The organism is Ferrovibrio sp., from assembly GCF_019636075.1.
GTDB lineage: Bacteria > Pseudomonadota > Alphaproteobacteria > Ferrovibrionales > Ferrovibrionaceae > Ferrovibrio.
Genome location: NZ_JAHBYG010000006.1, coordinates 1 through 19,994 on the forward strand (window position 1 = coordinate 1; position 19,994 = coordinate 19,994).

18 protein-coding genes and 1 pseudogene are annotated in these 19,994 nt (G+C 61.7%); 9 read left to right on the plus strand and 10 right to left on the minus strand.

Annotated elements, in window-relative coordinates; all coding sequences use genetic code 11:
* From KF827_RS04230 to KF827_RS04265, 8 genes and pseudogenes are all read left to right on the plus strand, one after another.
* Nucleotides 1–199: pseudogene (locus tag KF827_RS04230) on the plus strand (hypothetical protein); the annotation flags it as partial.
* Nucleotides 200–229: 30 nt separating this feature from the next.
* On the plus strand, nucleotides 230–1,039 hold the full coding sequence (locus tag KF827_RS04235) for an alpha/beta hydrolase (protein ID WP_291000657.1): 810 nt from the start codon (nucleotides 230–232) through the stop codon (nucleotides 1,037–1,039).
* 249 nt (nucleotides 1,040–1,288) lie between these two features.
* Complete coding sequence (locus tag KF827_RS04240) at nucleotides 1,289–2,143, plus strand: IclR family transcriptional regulator (protein ID WP_291000659.1); 855 nt, start codon at nucleotides 1,289–1,291, stop codon at nucleotides 2,141–2,143.
* Nucleotides 2,144–2,166: 23 nt separating this feature from the next.
* The gene (locus KF827_RS04245; RefSeq protein WP_291000663.1) at nucleotides 2,167–2,955 is read left to right on the plus strand and encodes an alpha/beta fold hydrolase; all 789 of its coding nucleotides are present in this window, start codon (nucleotides 2,167–2,169) and stop codon (nucleotides 2,953–2,955) included.
* Between the two features lie 18 nt (nucleotides 2,956–2,973).
* Nucleotides 2,974–4,461 carry a carotenoid oxygenase family protein gene (locus KF827_RS04250; protein WP_291000666.1) on the plus strand — a complete coding sequence of 496 codons (1,488 nt, stop codon included), beginning with the start codon at nucleotides 2,974–2,976 and terminating at the stop codon, nucleotides 4,459–4,461.
* A gap of 10 nt (nucleotides 4,462–4,471) precedes the next feature.
* Nucleotides 4,472–5,182 (plus strand): alpha/beta hydrolase, encoded by a 711-nt coding sequence (locus KF827_RS04255; protein WP_291000669.1) that lies wholly within the window; start codon nucleotides 4,472–4,474, stop codon nucleotides 5,180–5,182.
* A 69-nt stretch (nucleotides 5,183–5,251) separates the two neighbouring features.
* A complete protein-coding gene (locus KF827_RS04260) occupies nucleotides 5,252–6,217 on the plus strand; it encodes a tripartite tricarboxylate transporter substrate binding protein (protein ID WP_291000672.1) in 966 nt (321 codons plus the stop codon).
* A 162-nt stretch (nucleotides 6,218–6,379) separates the two neighbouring features.
* Entirely contained in the window at nucleotides 6,380–6,841 is a 462-nt protein-coding gene (locus KF827_RS04265; protein WP_291000675.1) for a carboxymuconolactone decarboxylase family protein, read from the plus strand.
* An 18-nt stretch (nucleotides 6,842–6,859) separates the two neighbouring features.
* On the opposite strand, the gene KF827_RS04270 is transcribed toward KF827_RS04265, so the two are convergent.
* The gene (locus KF827_RS04270) at nucleotides 6,860–7,765 is read right to left on the minus strand and encodes a LysR family transcriptional regulator (protein WP_291000678.1); all 906 of its coding nucleotides are present in this window, start codon (nucleotides 7,763–7,765) and stop codon (nucleotides 6,860–6,862) included.
* Between the two features lie 121 nt (nucleotides 7,766–7,886).
* Between KF827_RS04270 and KF827_RS04275 the strand changes: the two genes are divergently transcribed.
* Nucleotides 7,887–9,104 carry an MFS transporter gene (locus KF827_RS04275; RefSeq protein ID WP_291000681.1) on the plus strand — a complete coding sequence of 406 codons (1,218 nt, stop codon included), beginning with the start codon at nucleotides 7,887–7,889 and terminating at the stop codon, nucleotides 9,102–9,104.
* Between the two features lie 21 nt (nucleotides 9,105–9,125).
* On the opposite strand, the gene KF827_RS04280 is transcribed toward KF827_RS04275, so the two are convergent.
* The 9 genes from KF827_RS04280 to KF827_RS04320 form a co-directional block, all read right to left on the minus strand.
* Complete coding sequence (locus KF827_RS04280) at nucleotides 9,126–9,614, minus strand: macro domain-containing protein (RefSeq protein ID WP_291000686.1); 489 nt, start codon at nucleotides 9,612–9,614, stop codon at nucleotides 9,126–9,128.
* Between the two features lie 103 nt (nucleotides 9,615–9,717).
* Nucleotides 9,718–10,839 (minus strand): ABC transporter permease, encoded by a 1,122-nt coding sequence (locus KF827_RS04285; RefSeq protein ID WP_291000689.1) that lies wholly within the window; start codon nucleotides 10,837–10,839, stop codon nucleotides 9,718–9,720.
* A gap of 2 nt (nucleotides 10,840–10,841) precedes the next feature.
* Nucleotides 10,842–13,562, minus strand: a complete 2,721-nt coding sequence (gene rbbA, locus KF827_RS04290) for a ribosome-associated ATPase/putative transporter RbbA (protein ID WP_291000692.1) — start codon at nucleotides 13,560–13,562, stop codon at nucleotides 10,842–10,844.
* The gene (locus KF827_RS04295) at nucleotides 13,559–14,584 is read right to left on the minus strand and encodes an HlyD family efflux transporter periplasmic adaptor subunit (RefSeq protein WP_291000695.1); all 1,026 of its coding nucleotides are present in this window, start codon (nucleotides 14,582–14,584) and stop codon (nucleotides 13,559–13,561) included. Before KF827_RS04295 ends, rbbA begins: the two co-directional genes overlap by 4 nt.
* 41 nt (nucleotides 14,585–14,625) lie before the next feature.
* Entirely contained in the window at nucleotides 14,626–15,165 is a 540-nt protein-coding gene (locus KF827_RS04300) for a hypothetical protein (protein ID WP_291000698.1), read from the minus strand.
* Between the two features lie 84 nt (nucleotides 15,166–15,249).
* Nucleotides 15,250–17,127 (minus strand): alpha/beta fold hydrolase, encoded by a 1,878-nt coding sequence (locus KF827_RS04305; protein ID WP_291000701.1) that lies wholly within the window; start codon nucleotides 17,125–17,127, stop codon nucleotides 15,250–15,252.
* A gap of 96 nt (nucleotides 17,128–17,223) precedes the next feature.
* A complete protein-coding gene (locus KF827_RS04310; RefSeq protein ID WP_291000704.1) occupies nucleotides 17,224–18,015 on the minus strand; it encodes a class II aldolase/adducin family protein in 792 nt (263 codons plus the stop codon).
* 71 nt (nucleotides 18,016–18,086) lie between these two features.
* Complete coding sequence (locus KF827_RS04315; RefSeq protein WP_291000707.1) at nucleotides 18,087–19,184, minus strand: ABC transporter ATP-binding protein; 1,098 nt, start codon at nucleotides 19,182–19,184, stop codon at nucleotides 18,087–18,089.
* Nucleotides 19,185–19,201: 17 nt separating this feature from the next.
* Nucleotides 19,202–19,990 (minus strand): ABC transporter permease, encoded by a 789-nt coding sequence (locus KF827_RS04320; RefSeq protein WP_291000710.1) that lies wholly within the window; start codon nucleotides 19,988–19,990, stop codon nucleotides 19,202–19,204.
* Between the last annotated feature and the right edge of the window lie 4 nt (nucleotides 19,991–19,994).

Below are 19,994 nucleotides of genomic sequence, written 5' to 3' on the forward strand. Positions count from 1 at the left end.
ACATCAACTCGGACCACTTCAATGGGGGGAGATCAACGTGCTGTTCTCCACCGGTCCGAATACCGAGCTCGGCGGAGACAACGATACGCCCTGCCATCTCGACATGCCGTTGCGCGGCTGCAGCCTGTTTCTCGATGGCCAGCAGGTGCTGAAGGATGGCGAGGTGTTGATCCCGGAAATGCGCGCCCCCGGTCGCTGACGCGGGTTATTGCTGAAGGAGCGGGTTTATATGTCTGCTGATAACACATTCCTGTATGGCGCTCATCAGCGCGCCAATGGCATTCGCCAGCATTATCTGCGGTTTGGCGGCTCCGGTATGCCGTTGGTTCTGGTGCCCGGCATCACCAGCCCGGCTGCGATGTGGGGTTTTGTTGCCCGTCGGCTTGGCCGGCATTACGATACCTATGTAATGGATGTGCGCGGGCGCGGCCTGTCTGAAAGCGGAGCGCATCTCGATTATGGCCTCGATGCCTGTGCCGCCGATGTGGCGGGCTTTGCCGCCGCGATGAAGTTCGACCGTTTCGTGCTGATGGGCCATTCCATGGGGGCGCGCATCATTCTGCGTGCCGCACGCCATGCCGCCATGCCGCTCGAACATCTGGTGTTGCTCGATCCGCCGGTCAGCGGGCCTGGTCGCCGGCCTTATCCGATGCCGCTGCAACCTTATCTTGATCTGCTGCGCCACGCCGAGCAGGGCAATGCCTATGATGTACTACAGGGCAAAACCAGCTGGCCAGAGGAACTGGTAAGGCTGCGTGCGGAATGGGTGCATACCTGCGACGAGCGTGCCATCGTGGAAACCCATCGCAGTTTCCATGAGGATGATGTGCATGCCGACCTGCCGCATATCCGTTGCCCGACCGCGTTGATGGTGGCAAGCCGCGGCGATGTGATCCGTTCCGAAGATGAAACGGAAATACAGCGCTTGCTGCCGGGGATTGCCATTGCTCGGGTGCCTGATGCGGGCCATATGATTCCGTTCGAAAATTACGACGGCTTCTTCACGGCGCTTGGCGATCTGCTCAAGAAGGCGATCTAGCCCTTCAACCAGCGCACTTTGTTCATTGTCATCGATAAAAAGCCCCGGAAGTTCTGCTTCCGGGGCTTTTGCATGCGTCTTGTGCTCTAGTCGGCGGAAATCTCGAAGCGATTTTTCAGCTTACTTCTTTGATAAATATATTATTAAATTTAAATAATTATAAATTATATTCCGCATTGCGGAACTAAGTTCCATTTTATTTGCGGGTCGATTGCCGGCCCTCTAGCATCCAGCACAGGAGAAACGCCCATGAACACCAACCAGCGCGCACGCCATCTAAGGCTGCCCGAAGCGACGGCTGAGGATGAAGCCGGTGCGGCGGATCGTCAGTTCGTCGCTGCCCTGGGCCGTGGTCTCGATATTCTGCGGTGTTTCGATGAGGGCGATGCAGAACTCGGCAACCAAGATTTCGTGCAGCGTACGGGCCTTCCAAAGGCCACGGTATCGCGGCTGACCTATACCCTGGCTCGCCTCGGTTTCCTCACCTATGTGGAACGCAGCGGCCGTTACACCATCGGTGCCGGCGTGGTTGCCCTGGCGCGCACCATGTTGAACAACCTGGATATCCGACAGCTCGCCCGCCCTCAGATGCTGGAATTGGCCGAGCGTTTCGGCGCCGTGTGCTGCATGGCGGCGCGGGATCGTAATCATATCGTGTTCATCGAAATGGCGCGCAGTTCGTCTGCGATCACGCTTTCCACCGATGTCGGCTCGCGTGTGCCGATCGAAAGCACGGCACTGGGTCGTGCCTATCTTGCCGTCATGCCCGCCGATGAGCGAACGGCCTTGCTGGCCGATTTGAAGCAGGCGCGCGGCAAGGATTGGCCGGCGGCGAAAGCTGCGATCGCGCAGGGGCAGGAGCAATTCCGCCGTCAGGGTTTCGTGGTGTCGCTGCAATCCTGGCAGCGCGATGTGAATGCCGTGGCGGTGCCGCTGGTGATGCCCAATGGCAGCGGCATCTACAGTTTCATGTGCGGCGGGCCGTCTTTCCTGATCAAGCAGGCGGCGCTGGAAAACGAGATCGGACCGGCTCTGCGGCAGATGGTTTATCGGCTGGAAGTCGGTATCGGCGGACGGCGCGGCGTGCATCGCCTGCGCGATTGAAAAGTATAGAACGGAGGGGTGGGATGGCCGAACGATTGGCGGATTATATGGCGACGGGCGATGGCCCGGTTACGGTATTCCTGTTGCATGGCGGTTATGGCGCGAAGGAATACTGGCGGCCCGAAATCGCAGCGCTTGCCCAGGCCGGCTATCGCGTGATTGCGTGGGACGCGCCCGGCTACGGCCTCAGTCCCCTGCCCGAAGGCACATACAGCATCGAGCGATTGGCCGATGCGGCTGCGCAATTGATCCGTGCACGCGGCAGCAAGTGCAATGTGGTTTTCGGCCACAGCATGGGCGGCCTGATCGCACCGAAACTGGCGGCTGCCTATCCGGATCTGGTGCAGGGGATGGTGCTGTCGGCCACCATGGCTTCGCTGGCTCAGGGCGGTGCGAATTTCAAGGACGACTTCATGAAGAAGCGTCTCGATCCGATCAACATGGGGGCCACCCTGGCCGATGCGGCAATCCCGCTGGTGCGCTCCATGATGGCGCCGGGTTCGAGCGGGCCGCTGGTGGATTTGATCGTGGAAACCGCGGCGGGTACGCCATCGGCCACGTTCCGTGCCGCGCTGCAGGCCATTGCCAGTTATGACGGCACGCCGGTTCTGGCGCAGGTGAAGGCGCCGACTTTGTGCATCGCCGGCGAGCATGATCCGGTCGGTTCGCCGGCCAACATGCAGAAGTTGGCCGACATGATCAAGGATGCGGAATTCGCCGCCATCGCTGGTGCCGGCCATTATGCCTGGGCGGAAAAACCGGATGCATTCAATAAAGCCCTGTTCGATTTTCTCAAACGCCGCGTGGCGTGAGCAAGCGAGGAGAAAGCCATGCTGAACGTCGATGCGGAAATCAACCTTACGCTCCGCCCGGATACCGACAATCCTTTCCTGCTGGGGCCGTTTCAGCCGAACAGCAAGGAATATACCGCCGATTCCGACAGCCTGAAGGTAATCGGCGAGATACCGAAGGATCTGCACGGCATCTATGTGCGCAACACGCATAACCAGGTGCATGAGCCGATGGGCACGTATCATCCCTTCGATGGCGACGGCATGCTGCATGCCATGCGCTTCGAAAATGGCCGTGCGGTCTATCGCAATCGTTTCGTGCGCACCACCGGTTTCTATGCCGAGCAGGCGGCCGGTCGTTCGCTCTGGCCGGGCTTGCTGCAGCCGCATCTGGGCTCGTTGCGCGGCTGGGGCGCGATGCATTCCATGAAGGATAATGCCGGCACCGATGTGATCTGCCATGCAGGCAAGTTACTGGCTTCGATGTCGCAAGGCAGCGAACCCTGGCGGCTCGATCCGATCACGCTGGAAACCCTCGGTCCCGATCCGGCCTGGACCCGCAAGGTGCCAGATGGGCTTTCCTCGCATTACAAGGTGGATCCGGAAACCGGCGAGATGATGTTCTTCAACTATCCGGAACATTGGCCCTACATGCATTACGGCGTGATCGACCGCGAAAACCGCCTGGTGCATTACACGGCGGTGGAACTGCCCGGCGCACGCTGGCCGCATGATCTCGGCATCACCCGCAACTACACCATCCTGCATGACTTGCCGCTGTATTTTGATCCGGAGGGGTTGAAGCAGGGCCAGCATAACCTGGTGTTCAACCGCGATCAGGCGGCGCGTTTCGGCGTCATTCCGCGCCATGGCGATGGTAAAACAGTCCGTTGGTTCGAGGCTTCGCCCTGTTTCATCCTGCACCTCACCAATTGCTATGAAGAAGGCGATGAAGTGGTGATGGATGGCTGCATCATGCCGGATTTCAAGAAGCCGCCTGTGGGGGCGACGGAGAATGTCTACGAGCGCATCCGCGCGAATCTGGACAAGCATAACAACCCGACCAAGATGCATCGCTGGCGTTTCAACCTGAAAACCGGGCAGACCCGCGAGCAGTATCTGGATGACGAGATCACGGAATTTCCGGTTTGCAGCAACGATTTCGTCGGCCGGCCTTACCGCTACAGCTACAATGTTCTCTACAAGAAGGGCGATTGGTTGTTTTCCGGCTTGAAGCGTTTCGACTTGCAGACCGGGCAGACCCAGCGCCATGAATATGGCGAAGGCCGCTATGGCAGCGAGCCGCAGGTGGCGCGTCGCATCGGCGCCAAGGCGGAGGATGATGGTTATCTCATCACTTTCGTTGCCGATATGAAGGAAAACACCTCTGAATGCCTGATCCTGGATGCAGCCAATATAGATGCCGCGCCGGTTGCGCGCATTCTGCTGCCCGAGCGGATCAGCATCGGCACCCATGCCTGCTGGGTGGAAGGCGAGCGCATCCATGGCGAACGCAGCGTCGCCTGAGGCTTGATGCATGGCTGATCTGGTTCTGTTGCCCGGCGTAAACAACACCGCCGAGACATTCCATGCGGTGATTGCGGCGTTGCCCGCGAACATACGCGGCCTTGCGCTGGACTGCCCGCCGCTGGAAAGCGTGGAGGCCATTGCCGATGCATTGCTGCCCGGTTTGCCCGCGCGGTTCTATCTCGGCGGTTTCTCCTTCGGCGGTTATGTCGCTCTGGCGATGTTGGAACGCGCTCCCGAACGCGTGCTCGGCATAGCCATGATCGCCTCGGCCTCCTTCGCGGATACGCCCGAGCAGCGGCCGGCGCGCGAGGCCGCCATTGCGGCTGCGCAGCGGGGTGAGCATCTGAAGCTGGTGGCAGGCCAGGGCGCGGTGGTGATGCATCCGAAAGCCGCTGCCGATGCCGCTCTGGTGGAATTGCGCATGAAACTGGCTGCCGATTATGGCGCCCAGCGTCTTATCGCTCATGCCCGGGCGATGATGGCGCGGCCGGATCGTACCGCATTGCTGACGAATTCCGGCAGGTCTGTATTGCTGGCGGCGGCGCGGGAGGATCGGGTGGTGCCGCCGGCTTTGATGCAAAAAATGGCCGATGCCGCACCTCATGCCGTATTCGAAACCATCGCGGAATCGGGGCATCTATTGCCGCTGGAACAGCCCGCGCTGCTGGCGGCTAGCCTGGCACGCTGGATCGGCGCGGCGGAAGGCCGGAATAGCTGAAGGCGCCAGTTTGCATTCCACAGCTTGCATTCGATTGAGTGAGTTAAAAAACATAAAGCGGAGGAAAACATGTCCAAAACAATGCTTGCGCTCGCCCTGGGCGCGGTATTCGCACTGACGGCAGGCACCGGTCAGGCGCAGAACGATTGGCCGAACAAGCCGATCACCATGATCGTGCCATATCCCGCAGGCGGTTTTGCCGATAGCGTTACCCGGGCCGCCTCGGCGGAGGCGGCGCAGATCCTGAAGCAGCCTATCGTGGTGGATAACAAGCCGGGTGCCGCCGGTCGTATCGGCACCGATGCGATCACCCGCGCCGCGCCGGATGGCTACACCATCGGTATCGCGGTGCCGGCCACGCTGTCGCTGCTGCCGCTGATCGACAAGCGCTATGAGAATCTGTCGAAGCAATACACGCCGATCACCATCGCCGTGCGCACCTATTCGGCGCTGGCGGTGAATCCCGATAAGGTGTCGGCCAAGACCTTCAAGGAATTCGCCGCGCTGGTGAAGCAGAAGCAGCTCAGCTACGGCTCGGCCGGCATCGGCACCAGCTATCACCTTTGGGTGGAAAGCATTCTGAACCAGTTGGGCGCCGAAGCGGTTCATGTGCCGTATCGCGGCGAGGCGCCGGGCGTGGCCGATCTGGTGGCGGGCCATGTCGATTTCATGATGATCAGCGGCGCTTCCAAGTCGCTGATGGAAAGCGGCAAACTGCGTGTGCTGGCCACCACGGGTCCGGTGCGCTGGTCGGTCTATCCCGATGTGCCGACCTTGAAGGAGGCCGGGCTGGACCAGTTTTCCGCCATCGGCTGGCTCAGTTTCATCGCGCCGCCGGGGCTGCCCAAGCCGCTTCAGGATAAGCTGAATGCGGCCTATGTGCAGGCGTTGAAATCCGAGGCGGTGAGCAAGATGACGGTCAGCCAGGGCTACGAATTGGTAGCCAGCCCGCCGGAGGCCCTGCCGCAAACCGTGGCCGAGGATATGAAGTTGTTTGCTCCGATCTTCGCCAGCGGTCGCGTCAAATTGGAGTGAGGCTGCGAAATGGGTTCCGAGATCGGGAAACCGGTCTCGGAATCGCGGTTCTTGAAGAAAAATGCCGGCGGCCTTGAAAATCTTCGGCTGTTTCTTGGTTTCCTGTCACAGCGGGGCTGTCAGGCTCGTCTAGCTGTCATGGTGTTTAAAAAGGAGAAAGCCATGACCCCTCGCATGACCGATCATTTCAAGCGCGCGGCCCCCGGCTACAAGGCGTTGCTGGGATTCGAGATGGCGCTGAAGGAAAGCCCGCTGGAGCATACGCTGCTGCATCTGATCAAGCTGCGCGCTTCGCAGATCAACGGCTGCGCCTTCTGCCTGCAGATGCATGCCGCCGAGGCGCTGAAGGATGGCGAGACGCAATTGCGCCTGCATCTGCTGGCCGGCTGGCGCGACAGCACATTGTATTCGGCGCGCGAGCGGGCGGCGCTGGGCTGGACCGAAGCGCTTACCCTGGTGGCACAAACCCATGCGCCGGAAGCCGACTGGCAGGCGGTTTCGGCCGAATTCAACGCCGATGAACTAGCCTGGCTGTCTTATGCCATCGGCATGATCAATCTCTGGAATCGCGTGCAGGTGGGCTTCCGCGCCCCGCATGGCATGGATATGCCCAAGGAGCGTTGATGGCAGAGCGTTGCTGCCTCAGCCTGGATGCAGGAATTGCTGCAGGCGCGGCACCATGAAATCCAGAAACGCCCGCACTCGCTGGGGCAGATGCGGTCCGCCCAGATAAACCGCGTGGATTTCCTCTTCGTCGTTTTCCACCGCATCGCCTAGCACTTCCACGAGTTGACCGGCGGCCAGGTCGTCGCGGATATGATATTCCGCCAGCCTGGCCAGTCCGGCGCCGGCCAGCGCCAGTTGGCGCACCGTTTCGCCGTTATTGGCCAGCAGCAGGCTGTTGACGCTGCGCTCGACCGCGCGGCCGTTTTCACGCAATGGCCAGACCGGGGCAATGCGGCGGAAATTGAAGCTCAGGCAAATATGCCGTGCCAGCTCGTTCGCCGTTTTCGGAATACCATGGCGGGCCAGATAGGCGGGCGAGGCCACGATATGCCGACGCGGCACACCAATCCGCCGCGCCATCATGCCCGAAGATGGCAACCGGCCGGAGCGGAAGGCGATATCGGTGCGGTCGAGATACAAATCCACCACTTCATCGGATAGCGACAGGTCTACCGCGATATTCGGGTAGGCCTGCCAGAAGGCCGGCAGCAAAGGCTCCAGGCCATGCATGCCGAACGGCACCGAGGAATTGATCCGGATGATGCCGCCGGTGGCTGTTGCACCCTGCGATACCGCGCGTTCGATCTCATCCAGTTCCCCCAACAGGGCCTGGCTGCGCTCATAGTAAATCTGGCCTTCGGCAGTGAGCGAAAGGCGGCGGGTGGAGCGTTCCAGCAATCGCACCCCCAGCCGGGTTTCGATACGGGCGATCAACTTGCTGATGGTGGAGGGCGTCATGCGCAGCAGGCGAGCGGCTTCGGAAAAGCTGCCGGCTTCCACCACCCGCAAAAACACCTGCATTTCGCCGGTACGGTTATCCATGGCGCCCTCATTTGTGACTTCATTTCACAGATGATGTGGCTCCGCGCTGGATATTCAAGCACCATACCGGGGGTTATATCCAGGAATACACAAAAACCTGCCCCTAAAAACGAGCCTTCCCATGAATGCGATCACACAAGCCTCCGCCCTGCGCGGCGAATCGTCCGATCTGCCCGACACGCCGCCACGTCATGCCGGCCTGGCACTTTTTGCCCTGGCGATCGGTGCCTTCGGCATTGGCACAACCGAATTTTCTCCCATGGGCCTGCTGCCGGTGATTGCCCAGGGGGTGGATGTTTCGATCCCCACGGCGGGGTTGCTGATCAGCGCCTATGCCATCGGCGTGATGGTGGGAGCGCCGATCATGACTCTGGCATTCAGCCGCTTGGGCAAGCGGAGCGCGCTGATGCTGTTGATGGGCATCTTCACCATCGGCAATATCATGTCGGCCCTGGCGCCGGGCTATTTCACCCTGCTGTTGGCGCGTCTGGTCACCAGCCTGAATCATGGGGCGTTTTTCGGCCTCGGCGCAGTGGTGGCGGCCAATCTGGTGCCGAAAGACAAGCAGGCCAGTGCGATTGCGACAATGTTTCTCGGCCTCACCATTGCCAATGTGGGCGGCGTGCCGGCGGCCACCTGGATCGGTCAGCAGATCGGCTGGCGCATGGCCTTTGCCGGCACGGCTCTGCTCGGGCTGCTGGCGATTGCGGCGTTATGGCTGGCTTTGCCCAAGGGCCGGCCTGGCAAAGCCCCCGATCTGCGCCGCGAATTGCGCGTGCTGGTGCGGCCTGCCGTGTTGCTGGCCATGGCCACCACGGTGCTCGGTGCCAGTGCGATGTTTGCGCTGTATACGTATGTGGCGCCGACCCTGACCGAGCTTACCGCCGCATCCGATGCCTTCGTCACCCTTGGTCTGGTGTTGATCGGCGTCGGCTTCACCCTGGGCAACATGCTGGGCGGGCGGCTGGCCGATTGGTCGCTGGATCGCGCCACGAAGATTTTCCTGGCCGCGCTGGCATTGATCATGCTGCTGCTGCCGGTGGTTTTCGCCAGTCATCTGGGCGCGGCAATCGGCTTGCTGGTATGGGGCGCGGCGGCTTTTGCCATCGTGCCGCCGGTGCAGATGCGGGTGATGCAGGCCGCTGCTGAAGCTCCCGGTCTGGCTTCCTCGATCAATGTGGGCGCGTTCAATCTCGGCAATGCGCTGGGGGCTGCCATCGGCGCTGCGGTGATCAGCGCAGGCCTGGGCTATGCCGCGATTCCGATTGCGGGCGCGTTGCTCGCCGCTGCCGGTCTGTTGCTGGTCTGGCTTGGCCGGTCGCGCCGCCATGGGGTCTGACGGCAAGAAACGGCCATACATTCAGGCCGCCACGCCCTTGCGGTAGGTCGTGTAGAGGATCACCTCCGCATCCAGACCGGCCAGATGCTTTTCGATCAACGGACGCACATCGGCCCAATCCAGGCCGCCCACGCCGGTGGCCAGCCGGGGCAGCGCCACGCTGCGCGGCTTTTCATCGCCGATCATTTGCGCCAGCGCTTTCAAGGCATGGTTCACATTCGGCAGACTGGCCTTGCCGGGTTTGCCGCCGGCGCCTTCCGATGGTTCCTGCGTCAGCAGGTTGATGATCCGCACGGTGCCGCCCTCCGGCTTGGCGCCGGCCCATGACCAGATTTCGCCGGGCTTGGGATGGTTCTGCTGGCAGTAATGCCGGAAATCCTTCGCCATGGCCGGATAGCGTTCACGCAAGGCCAAGGCCAGCCCGCTATCGAAATGATCATGCGGCGCCACGCCATGGGCGATGATATCGGCCTGGCTCAAGAGGATGTCGCCTTCAACGTCGCGGATCACAGAACTCTCCTTCGTTTGATACGGGAGAAACCTTAATCGCGCGCAGCGGAAGCCGCCTTGCGTTAGATCAATGGCGCAGCCTGTTCCACACAAAAATTGATGTTCACTGGGCTGTGAGCAGCGCCTTGCGGAAACGCAGTGCGGCCAGGGCGAAGAACACCACGCCGGTGGCACCCAGCGCAATCATGCGCGGCCAGATGATGGCGATGTCGGCGCCGCGATACAGGATCGCCTGGGCCAGACCAACGAAATGCAGCGCGGGCGATACCTGCATGGCGGTTTGCAGCCAATCCGGCATGCTTTCCATCGGCGTGGTGCTGCCGGAAAGCAGATTCATCACCATCAGCAGCGGGATCGACAGCAACCCGAATTGCGCCATCGACGTGGATATGGTGGCCACCAATATGCCCAAGGCAGCCACCGAAAACATGTAGAGCGCCGATGCGGTGATAAAAAGCGGGATCGAACCCGATACCGGCACGCCCAGCAGGATTTCCACCACCACGATCAGCGAAAAGCTGGCTGCGGCCAGGATCACCAGGCCATTGGCCCAGATCTTGGCCAGCATGATTTCGATGGGCGTTACCGGCATGACCAGCAAATGCTCGATGGTGCCATGTTCGCGCTCGCGGATCAGCGCGGCGCCGGTCAGGATCACCGCCAGGATGGTGATGTTGTTGATCACCTGCATCACGGCGGTGAACCAGTCGGATTTCAGATTGGGATTGAAGCGCGCCCGCACCACCAGATCGATCGGCAAGGCTTGGGTGCTGCCAGGCAGGGCGGCAGCCACTTCCTGGTAGATGATGTTTTGCAGATAGGCCGCGCCATTGCCGGCCTGCGACATGGCTGTGGCATCTATATTGATCTGTACCGATGGGTATTGCCCGGCCAGCACATCCTGTTCGAATTTCGGCGGTATCTCGATCACGAATACATATTGTCCGGCATCCACCGCCGTATCGATCTGACGGGCGTCTATCAGTACCGGGGGTTTGAAGAAGGGCTGCTGGATCGCATCCTGCAAGCGGCGCGATAGCGGCGAACGGTCTTCATCCACCACCGCCACGGCGGCATTCTCCACCTCGAATTTCGCGCCCGTTGCCACGGCGTATACCGCGAAGGTGAAGGTGTAGACGATCAACCCAAGCAGTATGGGATCGGCGCGCAGGCTGCGCAATTCCTTGATGCCGAGGCGGAAGATACGGGCCAGGAAGCGCAGCATGCCTAGGCTCCCTGTTTGCGCAAGGCGGCCACCGAGGCCAGGATGAAACCGATGCCGAACAGCGCCAGAATGATGATGTTGCGCCACACATCGGCCAGGCCCAGCCCTTTGGCGAACACGCCCAGGCTGACCGGTTGATACCAGGCGGCGGGAAACCCCAAGCCGATCAACTGCCCGGTCCCCGACAATGATGCCACCGGCACCAGCAGGCCTGAGAAATTCACCGCCGGAATGATAGCGAGGATGGCGGTGGCGAAGATTGCCGCCACCTGGCTGCGCACGAAACTGGAAACGAACAGACCGAAAGCCGTGGTGGATAGCACATAGGCCAGCGACCCCAGCGCCAGTGCCAGGAAAGAGCCGGTAAGCGGCACCGCGAAGATTATGCGCGCCAGTATGATCAAGCAGAAGAAACTCAGGAAACCGATCACCACATAGGGCAGTTGCTTGCCGAGCAGGAATTCCAGTTTGCTCACCGGTGTGGATTGGAAATTGGCAATCGAGCCGGTTTCCTTTTCCTTCACGATGCCCAGCGCGGTCATGATCGCGGGGATCAGCACCAGCAGCAGCACGATCACGCTGGGTACGATGGCATTGGCGCTTTTGAAGGATTGGTTGTAGCGAAAGCGGGTTTCGATGCCGATGGGATAAAGCGGCTGTGCCTCGCCTTTATGGCGCCGGGTCTGATCGGCCAGATAGCTGGCGGCCAGGCCGCTGACATAGCCACGTGTGGTTTCGGCGCGGAAGGGCATGGCGCCATCCAGCCAGATGGCAATGGCCGGGGTTTCGCCGCGCATCAGCTGTTTGCCGAAATCCGGCGGAATTTCGATGGCCAGTGTAAGCTCGCCATTCTGCAGGCGGTGATCCAGTTCGTGCGCCGAAGCAATTGGTGGCTTCTCGATGAAATAGCGCGAGCCCTGAAAGCTTTCCAGCAATTGCCGACTTTGCGCCGATTGATCCTGGTCGTAGGCGGCAAAGGGCAGTTTCTCCACATCGAAGGAAATGCCATAGCCGAAAGTGAGCAGCAGCAGCGCCGGCCCCAGCAATGCAAAGGCCAGCCGCAGCGGGTCGCGCAGGATTTCCAAACTCTCGCGCAGGGCATAGGCCCAAAGCCGGCGCAGATCCACCCTTCGCGGTTTTGCCGGAGGCGCGACTGCTATCGCGGCCCGTGGCGCGGCATCCTGTTCGGCGTTGCCCATGCCGGCTTCCTGCAGGATTTCGATGAAGGCATCTTCCAGATCGGCTTTGCCGCGCGCGGCGGCCAGATCGGCGGGTTTGCCCACTGCCAGCACGCGGCCGGCATGCATCAGCGAAATGCGGTCGCAGCGCTCGGCCTCGTTCATGAAATGGGTGGACAGGAAGATCGTCACTCCATCGCGGCGCGACAGCGCGATCAGTTCACGCCAGAAATCGTCGCGGGCCACCGGATCCACGCCCGAGGTGGGTTCGTCCAGGATCAGGATTTCCGGGCGATGGATGATCGCCACGGCCAGTTGCAGGCGCTGGCGTATACCCAGCGGCAGGTCTTCCGGCCGGCTATCGGCCATCGCCGCCAGATCGAACCGCGTCAGCATCTCGTTCACCCGGGCATCTATGCTGTCGGCGGGCAGGCCGAATAATTGCGCATGTAGCAACAGGTTCTGCCGCAAAGTCAGTTCGCCATAGAGCGAGAAGGATTGCGACATGTAGCCAACCCTGCGGCGGGTTTCCATGTCGCCTGCATGCAATGGCTGGCCAAACAACAATGCGCTGCCCTCGCTGGCCGGCAGCAGGCCGGTCAGCATCTTCATCGTTGTGCTTTTGCCGCAGCCATTGGAACCGAGAAAGCCGAAGATTTCGCCTTTGCCGATGCGGAAGCTTACAGTGTCCACTGCCGTGAAGCCGTTGAAACGTCGGGTCAGGCCTTCCGCTTCGATGGCGGGCGGGCCGTCGGTTTCGGCACGGGGCGGTATTTCCGGCGGGCTGGCATCCTTGCCGGCGCGGCCGGGCATCAGCGCAATGAAGGCGCGCTCCAGGCTGGATGCTGCGGCCTGCTGCTTGATCTCGGCTGGATTGCCGGTGGCGATCACCTTGCCGCCATGCAGGGCGGCCAGCCAGTCGAAACGCTCGGCTTCTTCCATATAGGCGGTGGCAACCACCACGCTCATGCCTGGCCGTCGCGCCCGCATGCGCTCGATCAGCGCCCAGAATTGCCGGCGCGACAGCGGGTCGATGCCGGTGGTGGGTTCGTCCAGGATCAGCAGGTCGGGATCGTGGATCAGCGCCGCGCAGATGCCCAGCTTCTGTTTCATACCGCCGGAAAGCTTGCCGGCCGGCCGGTCATGAAAAGCGGAAAGCCCCGTGGCTTCCAGCAATTCCGCGATGCGCGCATCGCGTTCCGCTCCGCCCTGGCCGAACAGCCGGCCGAAGAAATGTAGATTCTCCGCCACGCTCAGGGTGGGATACAGATTGCGACCCAGGCCCTGCGGCATATAGGCGATGCGGGCGCAGATGGCGTGCCGCGCAGCAGGCTGGCCGATATCCTCGCTCAAGGCCTGGATGCTGCCCTGTTGAATCCGCGTGATGCCGGCGCCCAGGCCCAGCAGGGTGGATTTGCCCACGCCTTCCGGGCCGATCAGGCCGGCCATGCAGCCCGCCGGTACGATCAGGCTTACATCATCCAGCGCCAGCGTCTTGCCATAGCGATGCGAGACGCCATCGAAACGCAGTGCGGCCTCGCTCATTGCGGCAGTTTCACCGCTAGTTCGGCGGGCCAGGCGGCATTGCCGTCGCTGCGCACGTATCCCACGCCGCGTATGCCCACCTTCACCTGGGATTCGTATTGCTTCAGGATTTGCGGCGAGATGCGCAGTTTCACGCGGAACATCAGCTTCTCGCGTTCATCGCTGGTTTCCACTGCCTTGGGCGTGAATTGCGCTTCGGCGGCCACGAAAGAAACGCTGGCCGGCAACATGTATTCAGGGGCCGGATCGAGTTGCAGCCGCGCTTCATCGCCGATGCCCAACCGCCCCGCCACGCGGGCCGGCAGGAATACGGTCATGTACACATCCGACAAATCGAGCAAGGTTGCCACCGGCGCGCCGGCAGCCACCACTTCGCCGCCCTGCACCAGCTTGTATTCCACCCGGCCGCGTCGCGGTGCTTTCAATTCGGCATCGGCCAGTTGCGCTTGAATGCGCGCCAGATCGGCGCGGGCCGCATCGGTGCTGGCGCGGCTCTCGTCCAGGCTGGCATTGGCCGCGCGCAGGGCTGCTTCGGCGGCATGCAATTGGCTGCGGCGCAGGTCCAACTGCTGATTGGTGCCATAGCCCTTGGCATTCAGCTCGGCAGCGCGTTGATGCTCTTGCTGAGCCAGCAGCAATTCGCTCTTGCGCTGGGCGATGGCGGCCTGGGCGGCAATGCCGGCATTCTCGGCGCGCCGGATCTGTGCCTCGGCGCCGCTGCGTTGGGCCTCCAACTCGGCGGTATCCATGCGCGCCACGATGGCGCCGGCTTCCACGGTCTGGCCTTCCTGTACCAGCATCTGGGCGATGCGGCCGCCGTATTTAGCCGCCACCAGCACTTGCTCGGCTTCGATGCGGCCATTGGCCAGAGCCACGTGGGCGGGCAGTTTTCTGCCGCTCAGTTTGCTCCATAGGCTGCTCAGGCGTTCGCTCAGGCGCGCGCCTTCGCTTTGGGCCAGAGCGGGTGGGGCGCTGCCGAGCATCAGCAGGGCGCAGAACAGGATCAGGCTATGGCGCAGCAAGGCGGTACTCCAGATGTATGACAAGGGGAGGCGATGTTTTTTCATTTTCCGAGATCGAGCAGGATGCGGAAGGCCACCAGATCGGTAACCACCACCAGCAACAGCAGGATCAGCAGGATGGTGAAGCGATGGATGTCGCGCGACAGGCTGCCGCGATGGCCCAGAATGCTGCGCAGATGGCTGGAAAAGCCCTGCATCAATTCCTCGCGTTTACGGGCTTCGCCGAATTGCCAGACCTGCAGCATGCCCAGGGTGAGTATCATCGCCGCGCCGGCAAAAAGCAGGAAATACGCCACGAAATGCGCGATGCCAGCGGCCACCGGGGCCAGCGCGCAGAGCGCCACGATGCCCAGGCTGAGCAGGGTGAAATATTCCAGCACACGCCATTGCTGGCGTTTTGCGAACAGGATGTTCTGACCGCTTTCCTCGAACAGCATGCGGAATTCGGCATGGCTGAGATCATCGAGATCGCTGGGCTGATTGGGTTCGTGCCGATCTTCGGCTTCCGCCGGCGCGGCTGCGGGCTTCGGTTTGGCCGGCGCTGCGGAAGCTGCCGGGCGGGTAGTGGGTGCGGTTGCCATGATCCGTCTCCTTGTCGAAGAACTGGGTCGAAGAGCTGGGTCGAAGAACTGGGTCGAAGAGCTGGGCTCAAATCCACATCCGGGCTAGCGCCCCATCACATAACTGCCGGGCGCGTCGCCAAGCGGCTTATAGCCGGCGGCGGCATTGCCCATCTCTTTCGGTGCCGCCACCTGCTTGCCGGATTTGGCCGCCAGCCAGGCCTGCCAGGCCGGCCACCACGAGCCTTCATGCACATCCTGCCGTTCCATCCAGGAGGCGATGTCGATCTCGCCATCATGGCGGCTGCGATGTTCGAGGCGAAAGCGCCGGTTGCGCCGGCCGGGTTCGCTCACGATGCCGGCATTATGGCCGCCGCTGGTCAGCAGCAGGGTGATATCGGTATGGGTGAGGCGGTCGATCTTGAACACCGAACGCCACGGCGCCACATGGTCCTGCTCGGTGCCGATGGCGAAAACCGGCGCGCGGATATTGCCCAACGACACCAGTTCGCCATCCAGCCGATAACGGCCCTCGGCCAGGTCGTTGTTCAGGAAAAGCTGGCGCAGATATTCGCTGTGCATGCGATAGGGCATGCGGGTCTGGTCGGCATTCCAGGCCATCAGATCGTTCAACTGGCCGCGTTCGCCCATCATGTATTCATTCAGCATGCGCGACCAGATCAGATCGTTGGAACGCAGCAATTGAAACGCACCGGCCATCTGCTTGGTATCGAGAAAGCCCTGTTCCCACATCATGTCTTCCAGGAAGCGCACCTGGCTTTCGTCGATGAACAATGTCAATTCGCCGGCTTCCTTGAAATCCACCTGGGCCGCCAGCAGGGTGAGGCTGGCCAGGCGTTCGTCGCCGCGCCCGGCAAGGGCGGAGGCGGCAATCGATAGCAATGTGCCGCCCAGGCAATAGCCGGCGGCATGCAGGCGCTGGCCCGGCTGGATGGCGGAAACCGCATCGATGGCGGCCAGTGCGCCCAGCCGCAGATACTCTTCCATGCCGAGATCGCGGTCGTCGTATTCCGGATTCTTCCACGACACCATGAAGACGGTGTGGCCCTTGCTCACCAGGTAACGCACCAGCGAATTCTGCGGCGAAAGATCGAGGATATAATATTTCATGATCCAGGCCGGCATGATCAGAACCGGCTCGGCATGCACGGTCTTGGTGGTGGGTGCATACTGGATCAGTTCGATCAGGCGATTGCGATATACCACCTTGCCCGGCGTAACGCCCACATCGCGGCCGACCTGGAAGGCCTCGGCGCCCACCGGCGGCAGGCCCAGCAGATTGCGCTGGCTGTCTTCCATCAAATTCTGCCAGCCATGCAGCAGATTCTGGCCGCCGGTTTCGAGGGTTTTCTGTTGCAGCACCGGATTGGTGAGCAGGAAGTTGCTGGGCGAAAAAATGTCGAGCAATTGCCGCGCGGTGAATTCCATCACCTGCTCATGATGGCGCGAAACACCGGGCACGCCGGTGGTGGCGTTGTACCACCATTGCTGGGTGAGCAGGAAAGACTGGTAGATCATGTTATAGGGCGGTTGCTGCCAGGCCGGATCGCTGAAGCGGCGGTCTTGCGCCAGCGGCTGGATGCAGGGCTCGGGGCTGTCATTGCGGGTGGCGCAATGGGCGGCATGGGTGGCCATGCGCAACACCTTGCGGCCGGCCTTGCGCAGCAGATCGGTGCGCTTGCCGGGCGCGCTCAGCAGATGCGCGGCCCAATCGGTATAGGCCAGGGTAAGCGAGGCGGGCGACAGGCCGGCGGTGAGCCGGGCCAGAAAGGCGTTGGCAAAACGGTCGGCCAGAAAATCGCTGTGATCGGGTTCGCCGATGGCCACGGGCTGTGCTGCCTGCACAGCGGGAATGGCCACGGGCTGTGCTGCCTGCACAGCGGGAGCCGGCTTGCCGACGGGGCCGGTTCCCGGCTGGCTGGCCGATACGGGAAGATTGGTTTTGGCTTTACGCGTGGCCATAAGATGGATCCGCTTGCTTTTGGGAGGTTGCAAGCAGTATGCACCGTATTGCCAGGGCTGGCATTGACTTCTGTCAATGCCAGAAAATCCCGAAAATCAGCTATCGAAGCCTGGATCCGAGGCGGATACCCGGCGCAGAAAGGCCGCCCATTCGGTATCGGCAAGCGTGCCTGCCGCCATTCTGTCATATGTGTTGGAATATTGCCTGGCCACCTTTTCGGGTATGCCCGGCGGCACCGGCGCGGCGGGCTGACCGGCTGCCTGGAAAGCGAGCTGCGCCTGGCAGGACCGCTGCAGGTTATGCATCAGCTTGAAGGCTTCCGCTACGGAACGGCCGCAGGTGAGCAGGCCGTGATGGCGCAGGATCATCACTGGTTTTTCGCCCAGATCGGCTACCAGGCGCTGACGCTCATCCAGATCCAGGGCGAGGCCTTCATAGGTGTGATAGGCGATTTTGCCATGGAACTGCATGGCCCACTGATTCAGCGGCAGCAGGCCATCCTGCTGACACGATACGGCCACGCCGGCCACGGTATGGGTATGCAGCACGCAAGCCACATCATGCCGCGCGGCATGGATGGCGCTGTGGATGGTGAAGCCGGCTGGGTTGATGCCCAGGCCCAGTTTATCTTCGATCACATTGCCGTCGATATCCACCGCCACCAGATTGGAAGCGGTCACCTCCTCGAAGCGCATGCCGAACGGATTGATCAGAAAGCATTCGCGCCCGCTGTCATCGCTGGGCAGGCGCGCCGAGATATGGGTGAAGATACTGTCGTCCATACCCAGGCGATGAATCAGGCGATAGCAGGCAGCCAGATCCACGCGCGTCTGCCAGGCGGCATCCGAAGGCTTGGCAAGTGTGAGATGGGACGGCTTCGTTTTCATTGGCTGCATGGCGCTTTGGTTCCTGATTGGTGCCGCAGGGCGATCACTAGGCTGGGATCACTGGACTGAGATCACTGGACTGGGATCAGATGCATGTCGTTTTCGCGCCAGGCGATACGAATGGTATCGCCCTCATGCAGATGCGAAGCCTGCACGGAAGGAAGCCGTGCGCGGAGGTTCAGACCCGCGGCGCTGCCGATCAATAGCACGGAATCGCCATAATGGACCAGACCTTCGATCAGGAAGGATAGCACGCAATGGCCCTGTTCGTCGCCGCCCGTCCACAGGCCGATGGCTTCAGGCCGCACCAGGCCGTGAAACTTGCCGGCCTGCGACGGCGCGGCGATGTTCAGTGCGCCTATCCCCTGGGCAACCAGGCCGTCATTCTGGCGGGTAACGTCCAGGAAATTGCTGTCGCCGATAAAGCTGCCGACAAAACGTGTGGTCGGCCGCTGGTAGATATCCAGCGGCGGCGCAAATTGCTCCACCACGCCCTGGCTGAACACCGCGATGCGGTCAGACATGGTCATCGCTTCGCTCTGGTCATGGGTCACGTAGATCGTGGTGATGCCCAGTTCGCGGTGGATACGCTTGATCTCCACCTGCATCTGCTCGCGCAGATTTTTGTCCAGCGCGCCCAGCGGTTCGTCCAGCAGCAGCACATCGGGGCCGAAAACCAGGGCGCGCGCCAAAGCCACGCGCTGTTGCTGGCCGCCAGACATTTCGCGCGGATGCCGCCCGCCGAATGCGGCCAGGCCCACCATGTCCAGTGCTTCTGCGGCGCGCCTGGCGATTTCGGCGGCCGGGGTTTTGCGCATGCGCAGCGGAAAGCCCACATTCTCCAGCGCGGTCATGTGCGGAAACAGCGCGTAATTCTGAAACACCATGCCGATATTGCGCTTATGCGCCGGCACCGGGGCGATCTCGCGGCCGCCCAGCAGAATGCTGCCGGAGGTGGGCATCTCGAACCCGGCCACCATCATCAGCGTGGTGGTCTTGCCCGAGCCGCTGGGCCCCAGGAAGGACACGAACTCGCCCTTGCGTATATCCAGCGAAATGCCGCGCACCGCCTGCTGTTTGCCATCGTAGGATTTCACCAGATCCCGGATTTCGAGATAGGCCTGCGTCATCACCACCCCCTGGGAATGCGTTTGAGACAGTGCATTCATATGTCTATCGAAAACCGTCATGCCGCGCGGAATTGGCTGCGGGCCTTCACGATGGCACGCCAGGCCAGCGGGCTCAGCACCGCCAGCAGCACCACGGCGAACAGCAAGGTGGATACCACCGATATGATCGGGTCCGCCTCGATACGGATACTGTCGAACATCTTGCGCGGCAGCGTGGAAGCCGCCTGGCCGGAAATGAAGATCGCCACCACCGCTTCGTCGAAGGAATGGATGAAGGCGAACAGGCCGCCCACCAAGAAGCCGGGCCGCAGCACCGGGAACGTAACTTCCCAGAAGGTGCGCAGCGGGCTGGCGCCGAGATTCATCGCCGCGCGTTCCAGGTTGCGGTCGAAGCCCTTCAGCGATGCGGCGATGATCAGATAACAGACCGGCACCGAAAGGCAGGTATGCGCCAGCACCACGCCCAGCGGCGAATGGATGATCTTCAACTGGCTGAAATAGGTGTAATAACCCAGCGCCATCACGATATTGGGCACGATCATCGGCATCATCAGCAGCAGATTGATCGCGCTGCGGCCCATGAAGCGCTGGCGCACCATGGCAAAGCTGGCCGGGATCACCAGCAGCATGGTCAGCAGCATGGTGGCCAGGCCGATGCCGATGCTGTTGAAAACCGGGGTAAGCCAGCGTTCGTCGCCGAAGAACGAACGGTAATAGCCCAGCCAATAGCCCGGCGGCGGAAATTCAAAGGAATTCGCGGTGCTGAACGACATCGGCACCACGACCAGCAACGGGCCGAGCACGAAGAGCGCGACGAGCAGAGCGAGGGCGAGGGTGATGCGCATCGGC